The organism is Roseobacter sp., from assembly GCF_039970775.1.
Lineage (GTDB): Bacteria > Pseudomonadota > Alphaproteobacteria > Rhodobacterales > Rhodobacteraceae > Roseobacter.
In genome coordinates this window covers 1-5,703 of record NZ_JBDVLG010000012.1, presented here as the reverse complement: position 1 = coordinate 5,703, position 5,703 = coordinate 1, and the positions used below count along the sequence as shown (strand labels likewise).

5 protein-coding genes and 1 pseudogene are annotated in these 5,703 nt (G+C 55.3%); all 6 read left to right on the top strand.

What is annotated here, in order from left to right:
• On the top strand, window positions 1-266 hold a 266-nt coding region (locus tag ABJH13_RS02455), incomplete at its 5' end, for a HEAT repeat domain-containing protein (RefSeq protein ID WP_348404632.1).
• 316 nt (window positions 267-582) lie between these two features.
• Window positions 583-1,938: an ABC transporter substrate-binding protein gene (locus ABJH13_RS02450; protein ID WP_348404631.1), complete on the top strand. Its 1,356-nt coding sequence runs from the start codon at window positions 583-585 to the stop codon at window positions 1,936-1,938.
• A 77-nt stretch (window positions 1,939-2,015) separates the two neighbouring features.
• Window positions 2,016-2,894 carry an ABC transporter permease gene (locus ABJH13_RS02445; protein WP_348404630.1) on the top strand — a complete coding sequence of 293 codons (879 nt, stop codon included), beginning with the start codon at window positions 2,016-2,018 and terminating at the stop codon, window positions 2,892-2,894.
• A 37-nt stretch (window positions 2,895-2,931) separates the two neighbouring features.
• Window positions 2,932-3,774, top strand: coding sequence for an ABC transporter ATP-binding protein (locus tag ABJH13_RS02440; protein WP_348404629.1), 843 nt, complete (start codon window positions 2,932-2,934; stop codon window positions 3,772-3,774).
• Window positions 3,775-3,811: 37 nt separating this feature from the next.
• The gene (locus tag ABJH13_RS02435) at window positions 3,812-4,537 is read left to right on the top strand and encodes a Crp/Fnr family transcriptional regulator (protein WP_348404628.1); all 726 of its coding nucleotides are present in this window, start codon (window positions 3,812-3,814) and stop codon (window positions 4,535-4,537) included.
• 930 nt (window positions 4,538-5,467) lie between these two features.
• Window positions 5,468-5,560 (top strand): annotated as a pseudogene (locus ABJH13_RS02430) (helix-turn-helix domain-containing protein); the annotation flags it as partial.
• Window positions 5,561-5,703: the final 143 nt, after the last annotated feature.

The following is a 5,703-nucleotide window of genomic DNA, read 5'->3' as shown; positions in this document are numbered from 1 at the left end:
ACCTGCGGTCGGCGTTGGCTGACGAATTTTGGCAAGTCCGGGTGAAAGCTGTGCGCTCATTGGGCAAACTTGGTGCGACAGAGGCCGCCGTCGAAATTGCCCCGATGATGGATCTGTCCATTCCAAATCTACGCAAAGAATGTGCGGCCGTTTTGGGGGAAATGGCGGTGGTTGAAACGCTGCCATATCTGGAAAAATACGTAGATGACCCAGACCCTGACGTGCGCAAAAACGTCCGTTGGGCGATGGGCCGAATTGCCGCCTGATCGGCGTTCATTTCGACCAAAAAGATGACGTTTTAAGCACCCTTGGAGATCTCTCCTTGGGTGCTTGATGTGTCTTAATAAATAGATCTAACTATTTGAATTAATTATATAAATTTAATGCGCGATTCGTGTGCAAAACCCCGTTTTTTGTTCTTTTACCGGGTAATAAAACCCCTGATCCCGTGAAAATCTGCGTAAAAGATAATCGTTTGAAAAAGACGCCCTAGTTCCTCCTGAAATCCCTGCCGATATCAAAAGTTAACGCTGATACTGGCTTCAATACCCATTCTAAGAAACCAACACAGGAGTACCTCCCATGCAGAATTCTTTGTCTCTCAAAGCGGCGCTGTGCGCTGCGACGTTTTTGACGGTTGGGCACGTCACGCAGGCTGAAACCATCACCATCGGGATCGGCCACCAAAGTACAGTGACCAACACTGTGCCCGGCGGGATCATTATGGAAAAGTTGGAGCTTCTGGAAAAACATTTGCCGACTACGGGCAAATATGCGGATGTCGACTATGACATCGTGTACCGCGACTATACGTCGGGCCCGCCGATCACCAACCAGATGATTGCGGGCAAATTGCATTTTGGCGTGATGGGGGATTATCCGCTGATCGTGAACGGCGCCACGTTCCAGGATCAGGGCAATGATGAATCGCTGCTGATCCAGATCTCTGGCTACAACCTCAAGGGCACAGGCAACGGTGTTGTGGTGCCGGTGGATTCGGATGTGTTCACGTTGGATGATCTGCGCGGCAAATCCGTGTCGGCGCCGTTTGGATCTGCGGCTTGGGGGATGTTCCTTGCCGTCTTGGATCGCGAAAAGCTGGTGGATGATGTGACACTGGTGAACCAAAGCCCGCCCGTGGGCGTCAACAATATCGCGGTGGGTCGGATCGACGCACATGTGGATTTCACGCCGTGGTCCGAGGTGATGGAATTTCGCGGCACCGGGCGCAAGATCTATGATGGTTCAGAGGCATTGATCCCGACGTTTCACGGCACTGTGGTTTTGAAATCTTTCGCCGAAAAATACCCCGAAATCATCGATGCATACAGCAAAGCGACGCTGGAGGCGCAAGATTGGATCGCCGATGACCCGGTGTTTGCCGCCACCAAAGTGTCCGAATGGACGGGCATCGAAAAGGAAGTGCTGTATCTCTATTTCAGCGACGGTGGGATCTCGACGTTTGAAAGCTCCATCAAGCCCGAGTGGGTGACGAGCCTGCAAGAAAGCCATGCATTGTTGGTGCGCGAACGGGATGTGCCAGCGCTGGATTTCGGCAAGTGGGTTGATGACAGCTATGTCAAAGCAGCCGTGGCAGACCGGGGCGAAGACTACGATGCCATGGTCAGCTCTGTGGTTGATACGGCGGTCGCCAACGTTGGGAAGCCCGCCGAGATCTGGCACCCGCGTGATGGGATCTCATCCTACGGTACAATGGCCGAATTCTTTACCGGTCTTGCGTCTATCCGCGACACAGGGTTCGCCCCGCTGGCGAGCTATGTCTATGATGCGAACTCTGGTCTCAAACTCTTTGGCACCAGTGCGTTCTACGCACAAGCTGACGGCGAGGTTGCAGCCTTCCTGAAAAAGGCGGACGCCGAGGCCTACGGTGAAATCGTGAGCTATCACGACATTCTGGACGCCACCGCAACGCAATAACCGCACCCAGCGACCCAAAAAGAAGGGCATCGCGCATCTGCGCGGTGTCTTCTTGACCAAAAGCCCGGAGCGCACCCATGCCCCTTGAACAAGTCCAATCCAAAATGCCCGACGTCACAATTGCAGATCCGCCCGCACCACCCCCGCCTGTTGACGTTGCCGCACCACAGGCCCGGTTCGTTTTGCCAGGCTGGGCGGCACAAGGCGGCATCATGGTCGTGTCCATCCTTGTGGGCCTGATCGTGTGGCATATGGGCAGCACCCAAGGTTGGGATATCTATCTAAACTTCCGCAATATCCCCACACCGATTGACGTGTTCGAGGCAACCTTGGGTAGTATCGCTGACCCGGAGTTTTATGTGCATATCGGCGTGTCGATCTGGCGTGTCATGTTGAGCTTTGTGCTTGCTGTGTTGGTCGGTGTGCCCATTGGGCTACTGATGGCGCGCAACCGTATCGCGCGAGCGGCTTTGATCCCCTACATCGAAATCATGCGCCCCATTCCGGCGGTCGCGTGGATCCCGCTGGCCATTCTGATGTGGCCAACCGAGGAATCCTCGATCATCTTTATTACGTTTCTGGGGGCGTTTTTTCCCATCGTCTTAAACACAATCAACGGGGCCGAACAAACACCCGAGGTGCTGCTGCGCGCCACCCGGTCATTGGGCGCGTCGCGGTTCGCTGAATTCCGGCATGTGGTCTTTCCTTCGGCGCTTCCGTCCATCTCGGCGGGGCTGGCGGTGGGCATGGGGGTGGCGTGGTTCTCGTTGCTCGCGGGGGAAATCATATCGGGGCAATATGGGATCGGGTACTTTACCTGGGATGCCTATTCGATGGTCCGCACGCCCGACATCGTGCTGGGTATGTTGATGATCGGCGGGCTGGGCACGGCATCGACCTACGGCATTCGCCTGCTGACGCAACCGATGCTGAAATGGCAAAAACGGACGCGCTGATGTGCGGCAACAGATTACTCAAAAGGGGGGGCAAAACATGCTTGATGTCCTAAAGTTCAAGACACCCGAAGACGCGGCCGAACGCAGTGTCGGCAAAGGTCAGATCAAGATCAGCGATGTGTCGGTCACCTTTGGCACAGGGGCCGGGGCACACCGCGCCGTCGAAACCACGTCGATTGATATTCAGGCCGGGGAATTCGTCTGTATCCTGGGGCCGTCTGGTTGCGGAAAATCCACGCTTTTGAATGCGGTCGCGGGGTACACGCCGCCCACCACCGGCAGCGTATGCGTCGATGACGTTGCGGTGACGGGTCCGGGCCCCGACAGGGGCATGGTGTTCCAGCAATATTCGCTTTTACCGTGGAAAACTGTCTATGAAAACGTGGCCTTCGGCCCCCAAATGGCAGGTGCGACACGGACCGAAGCGGGCTCGATCGCCAATACGTTTCTGGGGTTGGTGGGGCTCAAGAAATTCGGCGACAGGTACCCCGCAGAGCTGTCCGGCGGCATGCAGCAGCGCGTGGGCATTGCGCGCGCTCTGGCGAATTATCCCAGCGTTTTATTGATGGACGAACCGTTTGGCGCGCTTGATGCGCAGACACGTTTGATGATGCAAGAAAGCTTGCTTGATATTTGGCGCAAGTTCGGGACCACCGTGGTGTTCATCACCCATGACGTAGACGAGGCCGTGTTCCTGGCTGACCGCGTTTTGATCATGAGCGCGGCGCCGGGGCGCATCATCGAAGACGTTAAAATCAATCTGGCGCGGCCCCGGTCCACCGATATGGCGACGTCGCCCGAATATCTTGAGGCGCGAAAGTTCTGCCTTGAAACGATCAGATCAGAGAGCCGCAAGGCATTTGCAGAGCAAAACCAGTAACCCCATGCACTGCAGCGTTGTGTGACGAAAGGACCATGTGATCAAAGACCTAAATGACAAACTGGAAGGGCCCAGTGCCATTTTCCTGTCGGAATATCTGCTGGATATCAACAAGGGCGCGGGGTTTCTGAGCTCGCTGTCGCGCGATGATCAAAAGAAGGTACGGCTGTTGGGCACGCGGTGCAAAGTGGCCAAGGGTGAGGGGGTGTTTTTTCAGGGCGATCCCCACACCGGCGTCTGGATCATAGAAACGGGGCGGGTGCGCACATTTTATGCGGGCCCCTCGGGGCGGGAAATCACGCTGGCCTATTGGAGCATGGGGCATTTTGTCGGTGGCCCCGAGGTCTTTGGGACGGGGCGGCACGTGTGGTCGGCCGACGCCCTTGAGGACTGCGAGCTGCTGTTCGTGTCAGGCATGAGCCTGCAGCGGCTGGTCCGCGAGGTGCCGGATGTGGCCATCGCAGTGATCAACGGGCTGGTGAACAAGGGTAAATGCTATTCTGCGCTGATCCAGATGCTGGGCACCCGCACCGTTTCGGAACGCCTGCGGCAACTGCTTTTGATTCTGGCGGAAACCTATGGGCGCCATGAAGGTGGGTACGTCATCATTGAGCGCACCATCACCTACGATCAGATCGCGTCGATTGTCGGTGCGACCCGACAGTGGGTCACGCAGTCGCTGGATCGCTTGCAATCTGAGGGTATTCTGACGGTCAATCGTAAAGAGATTTTGATACGGGATTTGAGCTTGCTTTTGGACTGAGAAGGGAGTCATCGTGACGTCACCGGAATTCGGCAGGGTCCTGTTCAGTTTTTGCACCGCTGGGCTGAATAAATAGCATTTGCGCAGAGCTCGCCGGGGAACCATCTTCTTCTTTGTAAAGGGGTGAAGCAGATGTCGAATGATTGTCCGCCGTCATATAAATTTGGACGTTAGAGCGATTTGAATACCGGAGTCTCTGGTTTGTTTGTGTGATTGATTACGCGGTACTATTGCAAAGTTCTTGTTATTTGATGGGAAGGTAGTGCGGTGTTAGCAGTGGGTCTTTAATTTTGAATGTGAGCGCTTAAATATGCCGATTGATTTCAAGGGCAGCTCTCATCCAAAGTCGATGATCCTGTATGCTGTGTTTTTCTATGCCGGCTGTCTGCGGCGAGATCGTCTGCGCCGACCTGACAGCTAATGATGTCGGTGATCCGGCAGTCCTACCGGATTTGCTGGACCAAATAGCCAGCCCGGTCGCCTGATTTCTGGCAGACGGTGCATACGATGGTGGTCCAACACGCGGCCTTCTTACCGCCCGCTTCGGAGCGATGAATGAGGTCACGATCCCACCTCCCAGACACGCGATCCTGAGCTCCAATGCGGCCAAAGATCCGAGGGCGCGTGACTACTATATCGCCGAGATCGCAGCCCACGGGCGGATGGCCTGGCAGAAGGCTACTGGTTACAATCAACGTAACCGATGAGATAAACTTTCCCTCTCATGCATGCTCTGTATACACAGCCGGGCAACGCGAGGGCCTTGGCGACTGTTGAATGCCAGTGAGAACTGACCCATGTGAACACATGGCCCTGACGGTTTTGTCTCGGGGAGACATGGAGTGATCGACATGGGATTTCGAGTGTCATACGACGCTCACTGCCCTTTCGTGCATGTTGACATGCACGAAAGGGTGCATCGCGTGATAAATGCCAATTCGTGAGATTGCACGGCACACTGGGCTGTCTCGCAACACCATCAAAAAGTATCTTCGCGACGGTGCTGTAGAGCCTCAGTTTAAGACTGGACCTGTCGCGATTTGATGCCGCTCCTTTGGTAGCATTTACTGCAACAAAGGAGACTGACTATGGGACTGAAACGGACGGACGAATTTAGACAAGATGCGGTGGGCATCGCGCTGACCAGTGGGCTTACACGCAAGCAA